Source organism: Treponema sp. C6A8, from assembly GCF_000619925.1.
Classification (GTDB): domain Bacteria; phylum Spirochaetota; class Spirochaetia; order Treponematales; family Treponemataceae; genus Treponema_D.
In genome coordinates this window covers 19,312-41,129 of sequence record NZ_JHVB01000002.1, presented here as the reverse complement: position 1 = coordinate 41,129, position 21,818 = coordinate 19,312, and the positions used below count along the sequence as shown (strand labels likewise).

The 21,818-nt window shown below is 41.6% G+C and carries 14 protein-coding genes; 10 read left to right on the top strand and 4 right to left on the bottom strand.

What is annotated here, in order from left to right:
* Nucleotides 1-84: 84 nt before the first annotated feature.
* Nucleotides 85-2,634 (top strand): hypothetical protein, encoded by a 2,550-nt coding sequence (locus tag T530_RS14635; RefSeq protein WP_051537809.1) that lies wholly within the window; start codon nt 85-87, stop codon nt 2,632-2,634.
* A 44-nt stretch (nt 2,635-2,678) separates the two neighbouring features.
* On the opposite strand, the gene T530_RS0103945 is transcribed toward T530_RS14635, so the two are convergent.
* Nucleotides 2,679-4,238 carry a hypothetical protein gene (locus T530_RS0103945; RefSeq protein WP_027727911.1) on the bottom strand — a complete coding sequence of 520 codons (1,560 nt, stop codon included), beginning with the start codon at nt 4,236-4,238 and terminating at the stop codon, nt 2,679-2,681.
* 152 nt (nt 4,239-4,390) lie between these two features.
* On the opposite strand from T530_RS0103945, the gene T530_RS0103940 reads away from it, so the two are divergent.
* Complete coding sequence (locus T530_RS0103940) at nt 4,391-5,452, top strand: hypothetical protein (RefSeq protein WP_156011523.1); 1,062 nt, start codon at nt 4,391-4,393, stop codon at nt 5,450-5,452.
* A 4-nt stretch (nt 5,453-5,456) separates the two neighbouring features.
* Complete coding sequence (locus T530_RS0103935; RefSeq protein ID WP_027727909.1) at nt 5,457-8,600, top strand: FlgD immunoglobulin-like domain containing protein; 3,144 nt, start codon at nt 5,457-5,459, stop codon at nt 8,598-8,600.
* 186 nt (nt 8,601-8,786) lie between these two features.
* Here T530_RS0103935 and T530_RS0103930 read toward each other — a convergent pair whose 3' ends face one another.
* Together T530_RS0103930 and folP are read right to left on the bottom strand one after the other, a co-directional pair.
* Complete coding sequence (locus tag T530_RS0103930) at nt 8,787-9,350, bottom strand: 5-formyltetrahydrofolate cyclo-ligase (RefSeq protein ID WP_027727908.1); 564 nt, start codon at nt 9,348-9,350, stop codon at nt 8,787-8,789.
* Nucleotide 9,351: 1 nt separating this feature from the next.
* A complete protein-coding gene (gene folP / locus T530_RS0103925; RefSeq protein WP_027727907.1) occupies nt 9,352-10,176 on the bottom strand; it encodes a dihydropteroate synthase in 825 nt (274 codons plus the stop codon).
* A gap of 227 nt (nt 10,177-10,403) precedes the next feature.
* On the opposite strand from folP, the gene T530_RS0103920 reads away from it, so the two are divergent.
* From T530_RS0103920 to T530_RS0103895, 6 genes are all read left to right on the top strand, one after another.
* A complete protein-coding gene (locus tag T530_RS0103920; protein ID WP_009102737.1) occupies nt 10,404-11,468 on the top strand; it encodes a sugar ABC transporter substrate-binding protein in 1,065 nt (354 codons plus the stop codon).
* A gap of 180 nt (nt 11,469-11,648) precedes the next feature.
* Nucleotides 11,649-13,169, top strand: a complete 1,521-nt coding sequence (locus tag T530_RS0103915; RefSeq protein WP_027727906.1) for a sugar ABC transporter ATP-binding protein — start codon at nt 11,649-11,651, stop codon at nt 13,167-13,169.
* 18 nt (nt 13,170-13,187) lie between these two features.
* Nucleotides 13,188-14,354 carry a sugar ABC transporter permease gene (locus T530_RS0103910; RefSeq protein ID WP_027727905.1) on the top strand — a complete coding sequence of 389 codons (1,167 nt, stop codon included), beginning with the start codon at nt 13,188-13,190 and terminating at the stop codon, nt 14,352-14,354.
* A 135-nt stretch (nt 14,355-14,489) separates the two neighbouring features.
* Nucleotides 14,490-15,992, top strand: coding sequence for a glycine hydroxymethyltransferase (locus T530_RS0103905; RefSeq protein WP_027727904.1), 1,503 nt, complete (start codon nt 14,490-14,492; stop codon nt 15,990-15,992).
* Between the two features lie 147 nt (nt 15,993-16,139).
* The gene (locus T530_RS0103900) at nt 16,140-17,525 is read left to right on the top strand and encodes a TrpB-like pyridoxal phosphate-dependent enzyme (protein WP_027727903.1); all 1,386 of its coding nucleotides are present in this window, start codon (nt 16,140-16,142) and stop codon (nt 17,523-17,525) included.
* A gap of 48 nt (nt 17,526-17,573) precedes the next feature.
* Nucleotides 17,574-18,380, top strand: a complete 807-nt coding sequence (locus T530_RS0103895; RefSeq protein WP_027727902.1) for a M28 family peptidase — start codon at nt 17,574-17,576, stop codon at nt 18,378-18,380.
* A gap of 113 nt (nt 18,381-18,493) precedes the next feature.
* On the opposite strand, the gene T530_RS0103890 is transcribed toward T530_RS0103895, so the two are convergent.
* The gene (locus tag T530_RS0103890) at nt 18,494-20,629 is read right to left on the bottom strand and encodes a toprim domain-containing protein (RefSeq protein ID WP_027727901.1); all 2,136 of its coding nucleotides are present in this window, start codon (nt 20,627-20,629) and stop codon (nt 18,494-18,496) included.
* Between the two features lie 174 nt (nt 20,630-20,803).
* Between T530_RS0103890 and argF the strand changes: the two genes are divergently transcribed.
* Nucleotides 20,804-21,802, top strand: coding sequence for an ornithine carbamoyltransferase (argF, locus tag T530_RS0103885; RefSeq protein ID WP_197018236.1), 999 nt, complete (start codon nt 20,804-20,806; stop codon nt 21,800-21,802).
* Nucleotides 21,803-21,818: the final 16 nt, after the last annotated feature.

Here is a 21,818-nt window from a genome sequence, read left to right as displayed (position 1 = left end):
TCCAAACAAATATGAATTTCTCAGATGTTTTTATGCGTTAAACGTGGATTTTTGCTCAATTTCAGCCGATAATAAACTGATAGTATGACTTCTGGCCAGAAGATTGCTTTCAGCACATTACTTTCGATGCTGCTTTTTGCAGGTTTTGTCATAACTGCAAACCTCAAACTTTTTCCCGAGCTTGAAACGCGTTTTTACGCTCAGGCTAAGGTGAGTCAAAAAGTTCATCATCTGGATGATGTTGCCAAAAGCTTTGATTCGTACATTTCAAATATTCTCAAAAATGCGGATGAATTTGCCAAAACGCCTTCTGTTGTGTCATTTGTAGAGCAAAATCCGTCCGAAAAGTCTGTTACAGACCGGCGCAACGTCCTTGAAAAGCTTTTTAAGGAAATTCCTCCGCTTACAGGCCTCAGAATTGTGGATAAAAACGGGCGAAACGTTCATTATTCCAGTTTTGATAAGACTGACCTGCTCAAGCAAAACGGAATTACCAAGGTTTACAAGAATTACACCGACATTCAGCGTGATTTGGGTGAACTGGACTTTTCTATAATAAAAACGGACGGTAATCAAAAAGTTTTTATTGATTCCCGCCGAAGCCGCCTTATTATCAGTCAGCCTTTTTACTGGTTTGGCGACATTCAAAACGGAGATATTTTCTTCTATTTTAATCTTTATGATATAAGGGAAAACTTTGTTTCTGAAAATGTTTTTTCTTATGGCGAAGGTTTTTCTATTTATAATGATGATGCCCTGGCGGGCGGAATTGCACTAGGCGTTCCGTTGAATGCTCAGGAAGATTTTAAGCTTTCGGTGCTTAATTCCTGGAAAAACGAAAAAGCTTCTGAAGAGCTTTTGAAGCAGCCTGTAAAAATTGTTTCATCATCTGACGGGGATTACTGGACTGTACTTTCTGCTACGGCGTCAAAATACATCAAGATAAGCGGAATCTATCGAAGTTCAACTTTTGAGCTTTCTAAAGATTTAATCTGGCTTATTTACATTTGTGTTTTTATTACGATTTTCCTTATCCTTTATCTGATTTTCAGTCTGGGGCAGGATTCGCTCTCTCTTGCGAAAAAGAAGATAAAGCAGCTGCAGTCGGGAATTATTCAGGAATATCTGGAACGCAAGCAGGATATTGAATGGTCAAAAGTTGCCCAGGCCCTGCGCCTGAGGAAATCTGATTTCCTGGATAATCTTTCTGAAGGCTTATCTAGGAAAAACCGCCGTCATAAAAAGGAAATTGACCAGCTTCTGGAAAAGGCCTGGAATGATATAATCGAAGTCTTTGAAAAGCAGGAAAATGCGCATGCTGTTCAGACTGTGGTTCAGCGTGAAGAAGTTAATCTTTCTGAAATCAGGAACGTGATTGAAGAGGTTTTAGGTTCAAAGCTGGCAGAAGTGAGAAGTTCTGTTCCTCCTCAGAAAGCTTCTGTTGCTGCTGGGCCGGCTAAGGTTCAGCCAGAGTCTGATGATGTAGAAGACATTGAAGAAATTGACGAGATAGACGAAGTTGAAGACATCGAAGAAGTAGAGGAAGTTGACGAAGTTCAGGACCTTGATGAAGTTGATGGACTGGAAGATGTAGAAGAAGTCGAAGAGGTAAGTGAGCTTGACGAGGTAGAGGCAGTCGAGGATGTAAGCGAAGTGGACGACCTTGAAGAGGTTGACGACCTTGAGGATGTCGATGACCTAGAGGCCTTGGAAGATGTAGCTGAAGTTGATGAGGTCGAGAACATTGACGAAGTAGAAGATGTCGATGAAGTAGACGAACTTGATGAAGTCAGTGACCTTGAAGATGCCGAAGAGCCTGCTGACTTAGACGAAGCGGATGAAGAGATTTCTGAACTTGATGAAGTTCAGGAGCAGGAAGAATCAGAGCCTGTTGAAGACCTGGAAGACGTCGCTGAACTCGATGAAGTAGAAGAGCTTGATGAAGTTGAAGAGGTAACTGAAGCAGCTGCTGACGACGTTGAAGCTCTTGAAGATGCAGACGACACTGACGATGAAGTTGCAGAACTAGACGAAGCTGAAGACATCGACGACCTTGATGACGAGGTAGAAATCGAAGAGCTTCCAGAATACGATGAGTTTATCGCTGAAAAAGACATTCCTTACGAAGACGAAAGACTTACTTTCTATTCCGTTGATAATATTCTCCCGGGCAGGGATGAATATCTTGAAGATAAGGATGCCTTTATCAGATCAGACAGATTTGCCAGCGTAACGAATCTGTTTGCAGAAGAAATTGCGCTTGGAAATGAGTACGATACCTTTACAAAAAGGCATCCCTCAAATGTTGTTAATTTTAAGGTACACAAACTTTCAGATATGTATAGAGAAGATGAAGATTTAGAAAACGAAGGCATTTTAGCTGGTGCTGAAGAACTTTTAGAAGATATTGCAGATCTTACAGAAGAAGTGCCTCCTGCCGAAGGAAAGCCTTACTTTGCCATGACAGGTTTTGCTAAAAAAGATGATATAGAATCTCTGGAAGAAGTTGCCGACCGCGACCACGTAATTTATGAAAACGACGGCGTTTTCCAGATTGCAGAAAACCTGGATTATAGCGCCGCCGAATACAACACTGAATTCAAAGCCCTTGTAGATTCAGTATTACACCAATAGGGCTCTAAATTACCTGTGTCTATCTGCATTTCATCTGTGGCTGTTTACTCACTCTGAGTCAAATACTGCTGCATAAGCTGAACAAAAAGGTAAATCTTCTTGTAAATGCCTACGCTGAAGTCCTTCATCGGCTGTTCGATGTATTTTTCAAGTTCCTTCCAGTTCTGAACCAAAACCGGCTTAGAAAGAGAATAGTCTTCAATCAGCTGCTTAATTGTCTTACCGATTGTTACGAAGTTCTGAGTAGAAGTAATGATAAAGCCCTTAGCTGCATCATTTGCGTCAGAAATTACGCGGTTAATGATGCTGATGGCGCTGTTATCGTGTCCTGTTTTAGGAAGAAGTGTCTTAATCTTCATGCCCATAGGACCTTCTTCAGCAAAACTTTCGTCAAAAGCTGTAATCTGGTCAGAAACAGCAAGAAGTTCCTGATAAGCATTTGACATAGGAGCCGAGATAGAAGAATCCCACTGACCGCGAATAACTACAACATCATAGAATTCGCGGATATCTTTTTTAAGGTATTCAACAAGGAAGGCCTTTAGGTAATTCAAAGGTTCTGCATAAATAATCTGATCCAGGTTCTTTTTAAGCATTCCTTCATTAAAAGACGGAACGTAATGAGCCAGAGACTGAGGCGAAGCAGTTCCAAAAATCTGAAGACAGATATCATTTGCCTTAGATTCCTTCTGGTGCTCGCTGATTTTATTCAAAAGATTCCATGTATCGTTTGTTAAAGTTTCTACATAAGGGTCAAGAAGCGATTCGATGTTCATATTGTATTCAGAAGCGTAAGACGGATCCTGAGAAATCATCTGAATCATCATGTCAAAAGTTCTTGTTGCCTGAATTGAACGGATTCTTGCAATAATCTTTTTCCAGTTATTCTGAGAACAGAGTTCCTTTCCTGTAGTTTTCTGGAAGAATTCGAACAAATCTGACCAGACAACTGTATCATCAGTAATAGGGAAGGCTACTGCAATAAAATCCTTAAGGTCATCAGTGATATAATCGCCGTTAATTTTGTCAAAAGTCGGTGTGCTGTCAAAACTGAACTCTCTGATTCCTGAATTGAATTTGCGGAGCAAAACGTAGTAGTCGTAAGTACAGAAATCCTGGAAAAGGCAGAAAGCCTTGTAAAGATTTTCTATTTTATTAGCGCGCTCACCTTCGAATTCAGCCTTAAAGGTTTGCAAATCATGGTCAATCTGAGTTTTGATTTTGTTGATTGGAATCTGCTTTGACATTTCCATGATTTTGTTTTCGTCAAAGTGTTCCAGAAGTTCTGCCTGATTTTCTGAAAGGGAATATGTAATAAGGCGCTGTTTATGCTGGTTAGGATTTGGAATGTTTCTGAAGTAAACCTGAGCCTGCGATGTTGCCTTATAAAAATCAAAAAGCATTTTTGGAAATGGTGGAAGAATTTCCTGAGTATTAGGCTTATAAAAAACGTGGAATTTTGATTTTGTAAATGCCTTGGCAATATTCTTTAATCTGCGTTTTTTATCTGCATCCGGATTTGATGATTTAAAAAGAGAAGCGAAAAGATTTGAAAGGAATCCGCCTGAACTTGCAGGTTTTGTGTTTTTTGGTGCTGCACTCATAATATATAATAATAGGATAAAAAAACTGTAATTTCAAGTTAAGTATTTTGTTACCTGTCAGTTATGTCTTTTGTTATAATTTTGGTTAGTGGAAATATAAATCTTATTGCTGTATAATTTAGAACAAATATTTATCAAAAATTGGGAGAAAAATGATGAAGAAAATTGGTATTGCAATTGCTGCATTTGCCCTGATTTTATCAAGTGCAAGTGCTTACAATCCGCCGGAACTTTCAGAAAATCTCTGGAATCTTTCCAGCACTAGAAATCTTACCGGAATGAATTCAGTTGCAGGCGTTGGCTCTTTAGGCTGCGCTCCTGATTCAATTGTTTTGAATCCGGCTCTTACAGCTCAGGCTCAGCGAGTTTCCCTGAATCTGGGTTATACTGCCCTTGTTACTTATGATCCAAGTGATGATTACGGTAACGCCATTCAGGCAGGAATCCTTATTCCTTTCAAGATGTTCAATTTTTCAGGCCTTACAAACTTTGTTTCACAGCCTTGGTTGAAAAATTCCTGGAATATGAAGGCTGGCCTTTCTAAGGAAATTACTCCAAAACTTTCTGTCGGCGCAAATGCTGACTTAGGTTTTGCCTGGGGTGCTGGCGCAGACTGGGCAGTTGGCGCAGGTCTTGGTTTTGTCTATGACTTTGGAAAACTTGGCTTTATGCCTGATTTCAGCGTAGGCGCTTCAATTTTGAACCTTGGAAAATATTATAAAAATGATGTTCCTGGCGCAAAATGGTCAGAAAGTGCAACAAACTGGCCTTCTCTTGCAACTCTTAAAGCAGGAGTAAATGCTGTTTTCTATAAAAACGATACAATCGAAATCTCTTCAGCACTTGATTTGTCAGCTCCATCTTTCCAGAACCTGATTGTAGACTTTACTCCAAAATTCGCTGTAAAGGAAATGCTTTATTTCACAGTTCCTCTTTCTGTTAACTGCTATGAAATGGCAGAAGCCCACAACAAAGGCTTCTCTGCAGGTATCGGCGCTTTCTTTAAGTTCAACTTCAACGTAAAGAACAATCAGTATCTTGAAAGAAACGGCTGGAGCGAAAGTGAAATGATTGCATCTGCCGCTTATAAAAATCTTGATGCTTCAGTTCATGCAGTAACTGCAAACTTAGACGTGAACCTTGGTATGAAGGATAAAACACCTCCTGTAATCAAAGTTTGGCCAGATGACGAAGAAGACGATGATGAGGAGTAGAAATATGGCAAAAATGAAATCAGTAAAAATCGCATTATTAGCATTGATGATTCCTGTCTGCGCGTTTGCAAAAACACGCTATATTTCACCAAACAACGACGGTGTACAGGATACTCTTGAGATTCCACTCCGCATTTCTGACAAACGTTATGTACAGGGCTGGAGTCTTGTAATCATGGACTCAAACAAGAATGTAGTCCGCACAATTGAAAACAAAGTATCGCTTCCAGAAAAACTTGGAATTAAGACTTTCTTCAAGCAGCTTATTACTCCAAAACACGGAGTTGAAATTCCGTCTTCTATCACATGGAACGGAACAATGGATAATGGTGAACTGGCTCCAGATGGAACTTACTTCTATTATATTACTGCAATTGATGATAACGGCAATAAAGGCCAGACAAAAGAATTCAAGGTAGTAATTGATACAGTTCCTCCTGAGGTTGAAATTGCTCAGCCTGGTGACAAAATCTTTGGTGAAGGCGCAAAAGCTGCATTCAAAGTTCGCCAGAGCGGTTCAAAAGAAGACCTTTGGGTTGGTACTTTTGCCAGCGCAGACGGAAAAACAGTCCGCACTTACACATGGAAAAAATCTGAACCTCTGGAATTCAGCTGGAAGGGTACAGATGATCTTGATGCTCAGCTTCCTGATGGTGTTTATTCTTACGACATCACAGCAACTGACCGCGCAGGAAACAAGGCTGCAAAAACTGGTATTTCAAATATCATCTACTCTGCAGAAAAGCCTGCTACAAACATCTACCTTGCTTCTTCACGCTACTTCTCTCCAGAAACAGAAAGCCTTTATAAAGATGTTAAGTTCAATATCACAATTCCTGTTCCAGAAGAAAAATCTGGCAACAAGCTTGTTGAATGGGCTTTAACAATTGAAGACAGAAACGGAAAGGCAGTTCGTGTTTACAATCAGTCTAATACTGGCGCAGTTCCTCCTTCTGAAATTACTTTTGACGGCACAGACGGAAAAACAAAACTCAAGGACGGCGAATACCGCGCAAGCATTACTGCAAAATATTTGAACGGATATGTTCCTACAACTATCTATTCTCCTTATGTAGTTCTTGATACAGAAAAACCTGTAGCAAGCATCAAGGCTTCTGAAACAACCTTCGGTGCCGGCTCAAAAGATTCTGTTAAATTTACTATTACAACTGTTCCTTCTGCCGGAGCACCAGTTCAGAACTGGAAGGCAGAAATCAAGAATGTTGAAACAAATGAAGTTGTACGTACTTACGACTTTGGCGCATTCCCACCTGATTCAGTTACATGGAACGGTGTAAACGACAAAGGCCAGATCAGTGAAAAGGGTAAATATCAGATGGTAATTTCTGCAGTAGACCTTGCAGGAAACGCAGGAGGCGGACAGACAGCCGGAACTGTAACATTTGATACAACTGAAGCTCAGCTTCTTCTTGCTATGAGTGATTCAGCTTTCTCTCCAAAACCGGATGGAAACAGCCCTAAAAAGACAATCAGCTTTACTCCTCTTACACAGACAAAAGAAGTTAAATCATACACATTCACTGTAAAAGATTCTTCTGGAAAGGCTGTTTACAAGACAAGCGGAGAAAACTCTCTTCCTGCAAGCTTTACATGGGACGGAAAAGCTGATGACAAGACTCTCTGTGCAGACGGAAATTATTCTGCTCAGCTCAGCCTTGAAGCTACAAACGGTTCTCAGGCAGCTGCTTCTACTCAGATTTTTGTAATTGATACAGTAGCTCCAAGTCTTACAGCTTCAACTCCATACAAGTTCTTCTCTCCAGACGGAGACAGCAAGAAAGACAAGATGCCTGTAACAATCACAAACTGCTCTTCAGAAAAACTCTGGACAGCAAATGTTCTTGATTCAAAAAATCAGCTTGTTAAGAAGTACACCTGGAGCGGTTCATCTTCTGCCCTTACATGGGACGGAACTGACGAAAGCGGAAACGTAGCTGCAGACGGAGTTTATTCTATTGAATTTACTTCAACTGATGAGGCTGGAAACTCATTCAAATCAGTTCTTCCTTCACTCACACTGGATAGCCGCGAAACAAAGGCTTACCTGACTGCTGACCTTGAAGGAATCTCTCCAAACGGAGACTCTAAGTTCGATACTCAGAAGTTTGAAATTACACTTTCTGTTCCAGACGGAATTAAGAGCTGGGTATTCAATGTAAGAAAAGAGGACGGCTCTAGCGTATTTGCACTTACAGAAAAAGACAGCGCAAACGTTCCTGCTGTAATCAACTGGAATGGCGCCGGAGTAGACGGAAATGCCTGCGAAGGAACCTTTACTGGAACTCTTGATATTGAATACGAGAAGGGTAATGTCGTAAGCGCAGTTTCTTCTCCATTTGTATGTACTGCAACAGCTCCACAGCTTAAGGTTCAGACAGCTCCTGAATACTTCAGCCCTGATAACGACGGTACAGACGATGATTTGTTCATCAAGCTTTCTTGCGCAACAAAGGCTCAGGTTAAGAACTGGAACTTTACAATTAAAGATCCAAAAGGCAAGGACTTCTGGGTTCAGAACGGTAAAAACTCAATTACAGAACGCCTTATCTGGGACGGTTTGAGTAATGTTCAGAAAGATTCTAAGGGACGTGCAGAACGCGTTCAGTCAGCTATGGATTATCCTTATGAATTTACAGTAACTGATAACCTTGGTATGACAAATACTGTTACTGGTCAGATTTCTGTAGATGTTCTTGTTATCCGCGACGGTAACGTTCTTAAGATGGCAGTTCCTTCTATTATCTTTGAAAGCGACGCTGCAAACTTCCAGGCTGCAAATGCTAAGCTTGCAAAGGATAAGGTAGACAACAACATTAAGATTTTGAACCGTATCGCAGAAATCCTTAAGAAGTTCAAGGATTACAAGGTTACTGTGGTTGGTCACGCTAACAAGGTAACTGATAATCCTGAAGAAGAGACTGTAGACAATATGAACCAGTGGGGACGTGCTTCTCAGCCACTTTCTAAGGAACGTGCAGATGCAATCCGCGCATACCTGATGAAGAAGGGTGTAAGCGGCGCTAATATTTCAACTGAAGGTATGGGTGGTACAAAGCCTGTTGTTAATCCAAAAGATAAGGACAACAACTGGAAGAACCGCCGTGTTGAATTTATTCTTGTAAAATAGGGTATTGTTTAAAAAAAATGGCTTCCGGTCACAGAGTACGGGGCAAAACCGCGCGATATCGCGCTACACGCTGATTGCTGCAAAGTAACTATAAACTTGACCGCTCTCGCGGTCACAGCAATCAGAGTGTTTTTGCCCCGCACTCTGTTCCCTCGCGCCATTTTTTTATCAATCTAAATTACAAGATTAATACACAACTTTGTTCATTAAAAAGTCGTGTTCATCGCAAGGAATGCTTTCTACAATCTGCTGCGGAAAGCATACTCCAAAAAGATGAACACGATTTTTTTTGTCCGAAGGGATTTTTGAAAGCCAGCGGTCGTAAAAGCCCTTTCCCCGGCCAAGACGGCTGCCATCCTTTGTGAAGGCCCGTCCCGGCACGATGATTAATGTGCCGTCAGGAAGATTTTCCGGATTAATCAGATTTTCAGCTAGTGCCTCCGGCTCTTTTATTCCGTAACTGGCTTCCGCCTTCAATTGTGTTTGGGCTGTTGCGTAGTAAAAGTCCATAAGACCGCTCTGGGGAATTATTCGAGGCAAGCCGACAAGCTTTTTGCGATTTAGGGCGTCATCGTTCAGAAGCTTCAAATCAACTTCATCATCCATGGCCATGTACAAGAGAATCAGAGGGGCTGTCTGGTATTCGTTGCTCTGGATTATTGCATTACAAATCCTTTTGCTTTCTGATTTTCTGATTTCCGTGACCGGGAGAAGAGTTTTTATCTGCTTTCTGAGTTCGATTTTTGTCATTTTATTCTATATTATTGCAGGCTTTTAAAACCTTGAGGGTATCTACAGTTTCCTTTACGTCATGAACGCGAACCATAAAGGCTCCTTTCTGCACGGCAACCAGGTCTGCGGCAAGAGTTCCGTAAAGGCGGTCTTCAACAGCCCGGCCGGTCGCTTCACCAATACAGGTTTTTCTGGAAAGGGCCATAAGCACATTATATTTACCGCCTGCAAGTTCACCGCAGCGGCGAATAAGCTGGAAATTGTCGCGGGTATTTTTTCCAAATCCGATTCCAGGGTCAAGAATGATTTTTTCGGCTGCAATTCCGCTTTTTTCTGCAAAGGCTGCGCGTTCAATCAGGTAGTCGTTTACTTCGCTAAAACAGTCTGTGTAGGCTGTGTTTTTCTGCATGGTTCCAGGATTTCCGCGTTTGTGCATGAGGATTACCGGCAGACCTTTTTTTGCACAGAAGTCTGCAAGTTCCGGGGCATCTTCCAAAGCGCTGATGTCGTTTAAAATATCGGCTCCGGCTTCTACGGCTGCCTTAAAAACGGCTGCTTTTCTTGTATCTATGGAAAGGGGAATGTCGCTGTTTTTTCTGATTTCCTTGATGAGGGGAATAAGACGGCGGATTTCTTCTTCTTCGCTTACATATTCGCTTCCTGGGCGGGTTGATTCTGCGCCAAGATCAAGGAGATCTGCGCCTTCTTCAATAAGCTGAAGGGCTCTTTCAATTCCACCGCGGCTTCCGCTGAAAAATGAGTCGGGAGTAGCGTTTACAATTCCCATCACAAAGGCGGGAAGGTCTGTCGTAATTTTTTTAGTTGCAAGGTTAAGTTCAATCATAAAAAGGAGTATAGCACAAATTAGCACATAAAAATTTTGCACAACAATAAATTCTAGAATTTGGACAAAATATTTATGATGAAAAACAAAAAAAATGCGTAAGAAACTAATATTGTCTAGAAAGTCGATGAATTTTTTCTGATGCAATCTTATATACTGAACGTAATAAGAAACAAAATGTTTCTATAAAAAAAGAACACCGCTTAGGAGGCGGAAAGGAGTTTTTTATGAAAAAAATTACAAAAGTTGTACTTGCTGCATGTGCATTCGCTGCAGTTTCTTCTTCAGCTTTTGCTGCTAAAGCAAAGAAAGCTAAGACAGAAGTAGGTATCGTTCTTCCAACAAAAGATGAACCACGCTGGATTCAGGACGAAACATCATTCACAAACCTTCTTAAAGACAATGCTTCTGTAGAAGTTTTGTTCTCACAGGGAGACTCAAACAAAGAAAAACAGAACGTTGAAGCTCTTCTTACAAAGGGAATCAAAGTTCTTATCATTTGTCCACAGGACGGTGCTGCTGCCGCTGCTGCTGCTGAAGCTGCAAAGAAAGACAAGGTAAAGGTTATTTCTTATGACCGTCTTATCACTGATACAACTGCTGTTGACTACTATGTAACATTCGACAGCTTCTCTGTAGGTGTTGCTCAGGGACAGTTCCTTATCGACAACCTCAAAGACAAATCAAAGAAAGGAAACCCATTGTATCTCTATGCAGGTGCTGCATCAGACAACAACGCTTTCATCTTCTTCGAAGGTGCTTGGTCAGTACTCCAGCCAAAAATCGCTGACGGTACATTCGTAATCAAGAACTCTTCTGAAGCTGAAAAACTTTCTTCAAAGAAAACTCTTACACGTGCTGAACTTTCTAACGTAATCAACCAGGTTACAACAGACTGGAACTTCGATGTTGCTAAGAGAAAGGCTGCTGATAACTTGACAGTTGCTAAGGCTGCTGACAAGGGTGATGTATCTATCTTGGCTCCAAACGATGGTACTGCTCGTGCAATCGCTGACGAATTCGCTAAAGACCCAGCTGTAAAATCATACGTAATCACAGGACAGGATGCTGAAAAAGCTTCTCTCCAGTACATCCGCGATGGAAAACAGACAATGACAGTATGGAAGAACACATCTGTATTGGCTAAAGCAGCTGTAGACTTGGCTACACAGCTCATCAACGGTAAAGCTCCTGCAACTTCTGCTTCTTACGACAATGGTAAGACAAAGGTTAAGGCTATCCAGGCTGATGTAACTGTTATCACAAAGTCTAACGTTGATATCGTAAAATAACTTTAAGTGATTAATTATCGGGCGGAAGTCCGCTTTCGCCCGATTTTTGAAAAATATAATTAAAAACGATTTAATAATAATATTTAAGAAGAAAATTAAAAAATTCAGCGTGAATGCGCATAAACTTTTGCCGGTAAATCCGGTTTATTTTTTCAATTATAAAATGGGGGTAATAACAAAATGGGCAAGACAATACTTGAAATGGCTCATATCACAAAAACATTCCCCGGAGTTAAAGCTCTTGATGATGTAACATTTAAAGCTGAAGAATCAGAAATCCTTTTCATCTGTGGTGAAAACGGTGCTGGTAAATCAACTTTGATGAAGGTTCTTTCTGGAGTATATCCTTTTGGAACTTATAAGGGAGAAATCCGCATCGATGGAGCAGTTCAAGAGTACAAAACAATCAAAGACAGTGAACGAGCAGGCCTTGCAATTATTTATCAGGAACTGGCTTTAATTCCTGAATTGTCTGTTTACGAAAACATCTATCTTGGACATGAAATCCGGAACAAGAACGGTACTATTAACTGGAACGAAACAATTATTCAGGCTAAAAAACAGCTTGAACGTGTAGGACTTGATGTTGATCCAAGTACAAAGATTAAGGATCTTGGTACAGGTAAACAGCAGCTTGTAGAAATTGCAAAAGCTTTGAGTAAGAACGTTCGTATTCTTATTCTTGATGAACCTACATCTTCTTTGAATGAAAATGACAGTGAAAATCTGCTTAAGCTTATTGTAGAGCTCAAAAAACAGGGCGTTACAAGCATTATGATTTCTCATAAACTTAAGGAAGTAACTGCAATTGCAGACCGTGTAACAGTATTGCGCGATGGTAAAACAGTTGCACAGCTTGAAAAAGATGAAATCAACGAAGAGCAGATTATTAAATACATGGTAGGTCGTGAACTTACCAATATTTATCCAAAACGTGAACACATCAATATTGGTGATGTAGCACTTGAAGTAAAGGACTGGAAAGTTTATGACTATTCAGTTTCTCGTCAGCTTCTTAAAGGCGTAAACCTTACAGTTCGTAAAGGTGAAATTCTTGGTCTTGCAGGACTTATGGGCTGCGGCCGTACAGAATTTGCCCTTAGTCTTTTTGGTAACCCTCGCAGATACAAAGTAGAAGGAACCGCTTATCACAATGGTAAGGTAGTTAACTACAAGCACCCGGCAGATGCTATTGCTGACGGTATCGGATATGTATCTGAAGACCGTAAAGGTAATGGTCTTTTGCTTCAGCAGGATGTAAAGCAGAACATCACAATTGCTTCTTTGAGACAGCTTGTTAAAAACGGCGTTGTAGATAAGAACAAGGAAATTGTCGTAAGTTCTCAGTATGTAAAAGATCTTCGTGTAAAGACACCATCTATTGATACAAAAGTAAACAACCTTTCTGGTGGTAACCAGCAGAAAGTTGCTCTTGCTAAATGGATGATGACACGCCCAGAAGTTCTTATTCTTGATGAACCTACACGCGGTATCGATGTTGGTGCTAAGTATGAAATTTATTCGCTGATGAACCAGCTGGTAGAACAGGGTATGGCTATTATCATGATTTCTTCAGAATTACCTGAAGTTCTTGGTATGAGTGACCGCATCTGTGTTGTATCTGGCGGTGTAATTGCCGGCGAAATGAGTGGTGCAGAAGCTACGCAGGAAAAAATCATGCGTATCGCTACTGAAAACTAAAAATAGGAGAAATATAAAATGGGTACATTAACTATAATCAAGCGTAACATGCGTTCTTATGCTATGTTCATCGCTTTGCTTGCTGTAATGCTTTTCTTTACTGCCACAACCGGCGGTATCTTCATGAATGCTCGTAACCTGAGTAACCTTTTTGACCAGACTGGTTATGTTGCTGTTCTGGCTATTGGTATGACTTTGATTTTGATCGACCTTCAGATTGACCTTTCTATAGGTTATGTTTGTGGTTTCATCGGTGCTATTGTTGCTCAGATTATGCGTGTTGCTCCTGGTGTTCCAGTAGTAGTACTTGTACTTGGTGCAATGTTAATCGGTATTCTTGTTGGTGCTTATCAGGGCTTCTTAGTTGCAAAATGTGAAGTTCCACCTTTCGTTGTAACTCTGGCTGGTATGTTTATCTTCCGTGGTGCTTTGCTTTTGGTTACTGGTTCTACTGGTACAATTGTAATCAAGAACGAAACATTCAACGCTATTGGTAACGGATTTATTCCTGATATCGGTGGTGAACACGATATTCATATCCTTACAATGATTCTTGGTATTGCTCTTGTAGGATGTCTTATCGGTTCAGAAATCAAGGCTCGTGCTAACAAGGCTAAATATGGTCTTTCTGACAGCCCAAAAACATTGTTCATTGCTAAATTGTTCTTCATGGCAGTTTTGATTTTGTTCTTCACAACAAAATTGGCTCAGTATCATGGACTTTCTTGGACAATCGTAATCGTACTTGTTGTACTTGGTATCTACCACTTCATTACAAACAACACAGTTCTTGGACGCCACATCTACGCTGTAGGTGGTAACCGCGAAGCTGCTCAGCTTTCTGGTATTAAGGTTGAAAAGATTTTGATGTTCGTATTCTGTAACATGGGTATGCTTGCTGGTCTTGCTGGTGTATTGTTCGCAGCACGTCTTCAGTCAGCTACACCAACAGCTGGTAACGCATTTGAAATGGATGCTATTGCTTCTTCTTACGTTGGTGGTACATCAGCATCTGGTGGTGTTGGTAAAGTTACAGGAACAATGATTGGTGCTTTGGTAATGTCTTCTTTGACAAACGGTATGAACCTTATGGGTGTAGGTATTTCTTTGCAGTACATCGTTCGTGGTGCTGTTTTGATTGCTGCCGTATTGTTCGACGTTCGCGCACGCCGCGTTAAGATCTAATTAGAATCCAAATTCTCCTCTAAATAAATTTTCCGCAGGGCTGCTCTTAGTCCTGCGGTTTTTTTTTGCTCTTCCCAAAAATCTTTAATTACGCTAAAATCACTTAAATATTATTAAAACTCAGGAGTTGTAAATATGCCAACACCATTGGAAAATTACCTTGCAGGTTGCGGTGGAAAACCTAATGCCGCAATGACAGCTTACGTAGCAAATCTTCAGCAGGTTGCAGCTGTGGGGCCGGATATTGCTGCTTCAATCGTAAATGAAATTGAAAATCAGAGAAGCCACTTGAAGCTTGTTGCAAGCGAAAACTACTGTTCGCTTAACGTTCAGGCTGCTATGGGAAACCTTCTTACAGATAAATATGCAGAAGGCTATCCAGAACACCGTTACTATGGTGGCTGTGTAAATATTGACGCTGTTGAAAATACTGCTGCCCGCGAAGCAGAAGCTCTTTTTGGTGCTGATTACGCTTATGTTCAGCCTCACTCTGGTGCAGACACAAACCTTGTAGCTTACTGGGCAATCCTTTCTGCAAAAGTAGAAACTCCAACTCTTGAAGAACTCGGCGTTAAATCTTTGAACGACCTTACAGACGAACAGTTCGACGCACTTCGTAAAAAGTTCGGAAATCAGAAATTGATGGGCCTGGACTACTCTTGTGGTGGTCACCTTACTCACGGTTATAAAATGAACGTTTCTGCACGCATGTTTGAATCTCATCCATACGGAGTAGATAAAGAAACTGGTCTTTTGGACTACGATGCTATCGAAAAGCAGGCAATGGAAGTAAAACCTCTTATTCTTTTGACAGGTTTCTCTGCTTACCCGCGTAAAATCAACTTTAAACGCTTCCGCGAAATTGCAGACAAGTGTGGAGCAGTTCTCATGGTAGATATGGCTCACTTCGCAGGTCTTGTTGCCGGAAAAGTTTTCACTGGCGATTACGATCCTGTAAAATGGGCAGACGTAGTAACAACTACAACTCATAAAACTTTGCGCGGACCTCGCGGTGCTATGATTCTCTGTAAGAAAGAATTTGCAGACTATGTAAATAAGGGATGTCCTATGGTACTCGGTGGACCTCTCGGACACGTTATGGCCGCTAAGGCAATCGCATTCAAAGAGGCTCGTACTCCTGCTTATCAGGCATGGGCACAGCAGGTTGTAAAGAATGCACAGGCTTTGGCTGAAGGCTGTAAAGCACACAATATTCCACTTCAGACTGGCGGAACTGATAACCACCTTATGCTCTGTGATGTAACTGTTTACGGTCTTACAGGAAAACAGGCAGAAGCTGCTCTCTTCAAGTGCGGTGTAACTGCCAACGCTAACGCCCTTCCATACGACAAGAATGGTGCCTGGTGGACATCTGGTATCCGTATCGGAACTCCAGGTCTTACAACGTTAGGAATGAATGAAGCTGATATGAAGGAAGTTGCCGACATTATTGACTTTGTTCTTAAAAATACAAAGCCAGGACTTACTAAAGAAGGTAAACCTGCAAAAGGAAAAATCGAGATTTCAGATGACACTGTAAATGCTGCTCGTGCACGTGTAAACAAACTTTTGGGTGCACATGTTCTTTATCCGGAACTTGATTTGGACTTTTTAAAGAAGGAATTTGTTAAGGCATAAGTCCTTTGACAAATTGAGATAACAAATAGAAGGCTTTGGGTGTTACCTGAGGCCTTCTTTTTTATGTTTCTGCTTGCAGTATCGCTTTTTGTATGTTACTATGTATAAGTACAAAATGTTTCTATAAATAAGAACGAGAGGTTAAAAATGAGTAACGAAAAAATCCCTTACAAAATCTATCTTTCAGAAAACGAACTTCCGACCAGCTGGTATAACGTTCGTGCTGATATGAAAAATAAACCGGCACCGCTTTTGAATCCGGGTACACACCAGCCAATGACTTTTGAAGAACTTCGTCCTGTATTCTGTGATGAACTTATTAAGCAGGAACTTGATGATAATACCGCGTATATTGAAATCCCTGAAGAAATCCGCGAGTTTTACAAAATGTATCGCCCGGCACCTCTTGTCCGCGCTTACTGTCTGGAAAAGAAGCTTGGAACTCCGGCAAAAATCTACTACAAGTTTGAAGGAAATAACACAAGCGGAAGCCACAAACTGAACTCTGCAATTGCCCAGGCTTACTACGCAAAAAAACAGGGCTTGAAAGGTGTTACAACTGAAACTGGTGCAGGTCAGTGGGGAACTGCACTTTCTATGGCATGTTCTTACTTTGGACTGGACTGCCAGGTATATATGGTAAAGGTTTCTTACGAGCAGAAGCCTTTCCGCCGCGAAGTTATCCGCACTTACGGCGCAAAAATTACTCCATCTCCTAGCGAAACAACAGAAGTAGGAAGAAAGATTCTTGCTGAATTCCCTGGTACTGGCGGAAGTTTGGGCTGTGCTATTTCTGAAGCTGTTGAAGCTGCAACTCATCAGGAAGGTTACCGCTACGTTTTAGGAAGCGTTTTGAATCAGGTTTTGCTTCATCAGACTGTAATCGGTCTTGAAACTATGACTGCAATGGATAAATACGGCATTAAGCCTGATATGATTATCGGTTGTGCAGGCGGCGGTTCAAACCTTGGCGGTCTTATTTCTCCATTTATGGGACGCAAGCTCCGCGGTGAGGCTGACTATCAGTTTATTGCTGTTGAACCTGCAAGCTGTCCTTCTTTGACCCGCGGTAAGTTTGTTTACGACTTCTGTGATACCGGTCATGTTTGTCCTCTTGCAAAGATGTACACTCTGGGAAGTGAATTTATTCCTTCTCCAAACCATGCAGGCGGCCTCCGTTACCACGGTATGAGTTCTATTCTTTCTCAGCTTTATGATGACGGTCTTATGGAAGCCCGCACTGTTGAGCAGACAGAAGTTTTCAGAGCAGCTCAGGAATTTGCCCGCGTAGAAGGTATTCTTCCTGCTCCTGAATCAAGCCACGCAATCAAGGTTGCAATTGATGAAGCCCTTAAGTGTAAGGAAACAGGCGAAGAAAAGACAATCCTCTTTGGTCTTACTGGTACCGGTTACTTTGATATGTACGCTTACAAGGCTTTCAACGACGGAACTATGAGCGATTATATTCCAACTGATGCTGACCTTGAAAAAGGTTTTGCAGGAATTCCTCGCTTTCCGGGAAATGAATTCTAATCTCTTTTAGAAATGAAGAATTCTTCGTCTTTCTGCCGATAAATAAATATGGCGTTTTTGGACGAAGAATTTAAAAAGTTTATAGAGCTCGATGCTGACCGGGTAAAGTTCATTCAAAAGTATCTGGAAGGCATCGGGCTTAATTGTCCTATAATTCCCATTGACGGAAAAAATCACCTTTACGTTACCTTCCCAAAAAATCAATACAACCCGCTTTTTAAAATCAAAACAGTAATTGCCCACTATGACCGCGTGCCACAGACTCCGGGCGCCAACGATAATTCTTCTTCTGTGTATTCATTTTTGCGCTGGGCGGAAAGGCTTTCTGTGCGGACTGGAACTCACAATATCCGCATGATATTTACGGATGGCGAAGAACTGAGTTCTGAAGGAGTGGCGTCTCAAGGGGCCTTCGGGCTTGCAAAGCTTTTTAAGCGTCTTGGAATAACAAACGAAGATGTTTTTGTTTTTGACTGCATGGGGCGGGGTGATGTTCCGGTTCTGACAGAAACTGTGCTCCCTAAAAATGCGCCTCGGGCTTTTGTAAAGGATTTTTGTACTCTTGAAGAACGAGCTGAAAGTTTGATAAAGACTGCGGCTGGCGGCAAATGGATGAAGCTTCCCTGCAATTACAGTGATAATGCCGGTTTTATTGCGAACGGTATTCCTGCCGTAGCCTTTACAATGCTGCCCGGCCAGGAAATTGATGCCTTCTTACGAGCTTCTATCAAGCCCCTTTCCTGGCAGAAACTTCACACTATGGAAGATGATTTTGAGAGTCTTGATGAAGAGGCCTTTGAAATTACTGCCAGAATCCTTGACTCTCTGGCAGATTTGAAAACAGTGAGAAAATAGATTCTGATGCGACTGTTCACACTCTAAGCGTCGATTTCTGCAAAGGTCGTAAGACAAACTTAATAGCATAACTTCCCGGACCTTTGCATAACTTTCGCTTCGCTCAAGTTACATTAAGCGTCAATTTCGGAAGCCAGGTTGTGAATAATAAAGTCGCGGCGCTCTGGTGTGTTCTTACCCATATAGAACTTCAGAACTTCCGGCACGTTTTTAAGCTGCTGGATAGTTACCGGAGTCAGGTGCATACCCTTATCTTCACTTTCGCCTTCTTTGCGAGGGAAGATAAACTGACCGAACTCGCTAGGGTTGATTTCTCCAAGTCCCTTAAATCGGGTTACTTCAGCGCTGGCGCCAAGCTTTTTGATTTCCTTATCACGGCTTTCTTCGCTGTAGCAGTAAACAGTTTTTGTCTTGTTGCGTACGCGGAAAAGCGGAGTTTCAAGAATATAAACGTGCCCTGTAAGAACAAGCTCTTCAAAGTATAAAAGAAGATAAGTCATTACAAGGTTTCTGATATGGTAACCGTCGTTATCGGCATCGGTTGCGATGATGATTTTATTATAACGAAGACCTTCAATATCTTTCTGGATACCAAGACTGAAAGTCAGGTTTTTAAGCTCTTCTACATCAAAAATTGCAGAACGCTTCATTCCGTACATATTTGCAGGCTTACCGCGAAGGCTGAAAATTGCCTGATATGTTACGTCGCGGGCGTGAGTCATTGTACCAGTCGCAGAATCACCCTCGGTAATGAAAATCATGCTTTCTGCACCCTTTGGGCCGTCCTGAAGATGGTAGCGGCAGTCCTTAAGCTTTGGAATCTTAAGCATAAGAGACTTGGAAGCCTCGCGAATCTGCTTGTCTGTAACGCTGTTGATTTCGTTGCGGGCCTTCTGGTTTTTGATGATTTTTTCTTCGATGCGGCCGGCAATATCAGGATTGTGGCGGAGCCAGTCATCAACCGCAATCTGAACTTCCTTAATAATCGGAGCACGGATTTCTACGTTACCAAGCTTATTTTTTGTCTGGCTTGTGAACATAGGATTATCAAGTCCGATTTTAAGTGCCACATACAAACCGCTTGTTACATCGCGGATATCATAGTCTTTCTTAAAGTATTCGTTTATTCCCTTTGTAAAACCGTCAAGGAAGGCAGTAACATGGGTACCGCCGTCTTCTGTGCTCTGACCGTTTACGAATGAATAGATGAATTTATCAAGGCTGGCACCATGTGTCAAAACAAACTGAAGGTTTTCGCCCTTGTAGTCAAAAAGATTGTAAAGAGCCTTGTCTGCCCCGCCCATTTCGTGATTGAGCAGGTCCATAATTCCGTTCTGGCTGACATATTCCTTGCCGTTGCACTTAATCAAAAGTCCAGGGTTCAGGTAGGCATAGTTCCAGAGACGTTTTTCAACATATTCCATGTTGAAGGCATATTTTCCAAAAAGTTCTTTATCCGGCTCAAATTCAAGGTAGGTGCCGTTTGGAACGCCAGGCTTTGCGTTACCTGTTTTTCCGCTCAGCTTGTTTCCTTTTTCAAACTCAACCACAGCCATTTTGCCGTCGCGAACAGAAGCCGCACGGAAGTATGACGAAAGAGCGTTGGTAGCCTTAATACCAACACCGTTCATACCGATTGCCTGCTTAAAAACAGAGTTATTGTATTTAGCACCTGTGTTTACGTTACTTACACAGTCTTCAAGTTTTCCAAGAGGAATACCGCGTCCATAGTCACGGATTTTTACGCGGCCGTCTTTAATTTCAACATCGATTCTGTTACCAAAACCCTGAGAAAATTCATCAACAGAGTTATCAATTCCTTCTTTTAAGAGGATATAAATACCGTCGTTTTCATTTGAACCGTCGCCAAGGGAACCGATATACATACCAGGACGCAGACGGATGTGCTCCAGACCTTCAAGATGCTGAATGGAAGATTCATCGTAAACGGCAGCTGAAGCTTTTGGTGCAACTGTTTTAGCGGCCGTAGTTCTTACAGATTTTGTTGCAGTTGATTTTGCCGTGGTAGTTTCACTTACAGTTGATGGTGCAGCAGGCGCAGTTGAAGCCGCTGCAACTGCTGTTTTTGCAGCTGCCTTTGCGGGAGCCGCTTTTACAGTGCTTGCCTTAGCGGCACTTACTTTTTTTGCAGCTGTTGCCTTGCTGGCAGTCGTTTTTGCCGCTGCTGTAGATTTTACTGAAGCTTTTGGAGCGGCAGCCTTTGCCGCAGTCGTTTTTTTAGAATCCATTTTCCCCACCCGGATTTTATAATTACTTATATTATATCGCTTTTCTGGATTTTTCGCCACTGTTAAACGGGGCAATCAAGCTGATATGATTTTCTAAAAAAAACATACTTCTTGAATAATACTTAAGTTATGCACTATAATTAAACTTTCACAATCACTTTTAGCGAGGTTGTTATGAGTATTGATTTGAAAGGTCGCGACTTTTTAACACTTAAAGATTTTACGGCGGAAGAGATTCTTTATCTGCTTGATTTAGCAGCAAGTCTTAAAGAAAAGAAAAAGCTTGGAATTCCTGTGGATATTCACCGGGGAAAAAACATTGCCCTCATTTTTGAAAAGACAAGTACCCGTACCCGTTGTGCCTTTGAAGTTGCAGCTCATGATCTTGGAATCTGCACAACTTACCTTGCAGAGGGCAGTCAGATTGGTAAAAAAGAAAGCATTGCTGATACTGCCCGCGTTCTTGGCCGCATGTTTGACGGAATTGAATACCGCGGTTACGGTCAGGAAATGGTAGAAGCCCTTGCAAAATACACAGAAGTTCCTGTCTGGAACGGTCTTACAAACGAATATCACCCGACACAGATGCTGGCTGACATGCTTACAATCCGCGAGCACCTTGGAAAACTTAAGGGCCTTAAGCTTGTTTACTTTGGTGATGCCCGCTATAACATAGGAAATTCTTTGAGCATTGTTTGTTCTAAACTCGGCTTGAATCTTGTGCTCTGCAGCCCTAAAAAATACGCACCTAATGCGGCTCTTATTGAAGAGTGCAAGGTATGGCAGAAGGAAAGCGGCGGAACAATTACTTTGACAGAAGACGTTAAAGCTGCTGCAAAAAATGCTGATATTATTTATACTGATGTCTGGGTAAGCATGGGTGAGCCTGATGAAGTTTGGGCAGAACGCATTGCAGACCTTAAGCCTTATCAGGTAAATGCTGATGTAATGAAGCTTGCAAAACCTGAGGCAATTTTTATGCATGATTTGCCTTCTTTCCATAACCTTGAAACAAAAATCGGGCAGGAAATTGGTGAAAAGTTCGGGCTTGCAGCTATGGAAGTTACAGATGATGTTTTTGAAAGCAAGCAGTCTGTAGTTTTTGATGAAGCTGAAAACCGCATGCATACAATTAAGGCTGTACTTGCCGCAACATTAGGAAATAATTTCTAGGCCATATACAAATACA